This is a genomic window from Kitasatospora sp. NPDC057500 (genome assembly GCF_042802195.1).
GTDB lineage: Bacteria > Actinomycetota > Actinomycetes > Streptomycetales > Streptomycetaceae > Kitasatospora.
In genome coordinates this window covers 1-1,954 of the sequence record NZ_JBHVER010000421.1, presented here as the reverse complement: position 1 = coordinate 1,954, position 1,954 = coordinate 1, and the positions used below count along the sequence as shown (strand labels likewise).

Sequence of the window (1,954 nt, the reverse complement as noted above, 5' to 3'; positions counted from 1 at the left end):
CCGCTGCCCCGGCGCCCGCGCCCGCGTCCGCGCCCGCCGCGCCCGCCACCGCCGCGGAGCTCGCCGCCGTCTGCTCCGGCGCCGGCCACGGCCTCTGCGTGGTCGGCACCGACGACCGGCCGCTCGACGGCGTCACCGTCGAGGCGCTCGCCGTCACCGGCTTCCGCAAGAACGGCATCAACGCCACCGGCACCACCGGCCTGACCGTCCGCGCCACCTACGTCCACGACAACGCGCAACAGGGCATCAGCCAGGAGAAGTCCACCCGGGGCGTGATCATCGCCAACGAGTCCACCCGCAACGGCCAGTCCGGCGTCTTCCTCGCCAACTCCGTGGACAGCGAGGGCGGCGCCGCCTCCACCGACGGCACCCTGGTCAGCGGGAACCGGCTCACCGACAACCGGATCGGCGTCACCGTGCGCCGGCTGCGCGACCTGAGCATCGAGCGGAACCAGATCCACGGCAACTGCGGCGGGGTGTTCATCGTCGGTGACGAGGGCGTGCCCCGGGCCGGCGCGCTCACCGTCACCCGCAACCGGGTCGTCGCCAACAACCGCTACTGCCCGCCCAACCCCCGGCTGGACCACATCCAGGGCGCCGGCATCGTGCTCACCGGTGCCGAGGAGACGTCGGTGACGGAGAACGAGGTCCGCGACAACGTCGGCGCCTCGCCGTTCTCCGGCGGCGTGGTGCTCGTCCACAGCGTGGTCGGGGTGGCAAACGCCCGCAACACGGTCGCCGACAACCTGGTGCTCGGCAACAGCCCGGCCGACCTCGCCGACCGCGACACCGGTACCGACAACGCCTTCGCCCGCAACCAGTGCGCGGTCTCCGAGCCGGCCGGCCGCTGCTGACCGGTCCGCCCGTCCGCCCGTCCCCCGCCGACCCCCGAAGCCCCCGCGCCATCCCGTTCCCGCAGAAAGCAGAGAGACGGTCCATGACCACCGCACCCGCCACCACCCCGCAGGCCGCCATGCGCCTGCGGGAGCTCGTCTTCGGCGCCGCCTGCGCCGCCGCCGTCCGCGCGGCCGCCCGGCTCGGTGCCGCCGACGCGCTCGGCGACACCCCCGCCACCGTCACCGACCTCGCCGCCGACCTCGGCACCGAGCCCCGACAGCTGCGCCGGCTGCTGCGCGCCCTCACCTGCTACGGCATCTTCGAGGAGCTCGACGGCGACCGCTTCGCCCACACCGAGATGTCCCGGCTGCTGCGCGAGGACGCTCCGAACAGCCTGCGCTACATCTCCCTGTGGTGCACCGAGCCGTGGACGTGGGAGGCCTGGCCCAAGCTGGACGAGGCGGTGCGCTCGGGCCGCAACGTCTTCCCCGAACTGTTCGGCAAGGAGTTCTTCGACTACCTGCACAGCGACGGGGGCGAGTCCGCCAAGGTCTTCGACAAGGCGATGACCACCTCCAGCCGGCAGTCCGCCGCCGACTTCGCCGCCTACCTCGACCTCACCGGCGTCGACTCGGTGGTGGACATCGGCGGCGGCCAGGGCCATGTGCTCGCCAGCCTGCTGGAGAAGCACCCGGCGCTGCACGGCACCCTGCTCGACCTGCCCAAGGTGGTCGCCGGCGCCGACCCCCGGCTGCGCGAGGGCGGCGCGTTCGCCGCCCGGGCCCGGCTGGTCCCCGGCGACTGCCGGGTGGACATCCCGGTGGTGGCCGACCTCTACATCATCAAGAACATCCTGGAGTGGGACGACGCGAGCACCCGCCGCACCCTGGCGAACGTGGTCGCGGCGGCCCGCCCGGGCGCCCGGGTGGTGGTCGTCGAGAACCTGGTCGACGACAGCCCCTCGATGCGGTTCACCACCGCCATGGACCTGATGCTGATGCTCAACGTCGGCGGCGCCAAGCACTCCGAGGCGAGCATGCTCCGGCTGATGGCCGAGGCCGGCCTGGACGTGCGCGAGGTCCGCCCGGTCAACCCGTACCTGCACGCCTTCGAGGCC

At 73.4% G+C, this 1,954-nt stretch carries 2 protein-coding genes; both read left to right on the top strand.

Features of this window, described 5'->3' with window-relative positions; translation table 11 throughout:
• The coding region (locus ACFU74_RS37135) for a right-handed parallel beta-helix repeat-containing protein (protein ID WP_380764554.1) at positions 1-854 on the top strand (854 nt) is incomplete at its 5' end.
• Positions 855-937: 83 nt separating this feature from the next.
• Positions 938-1,954: methyltransferase (locus tag ACFU74_RS37130; RefSeq protein ID WP_380764553.1), on the top strand; the 1,017-nt coding region annotated here is incomplete at its 3' end.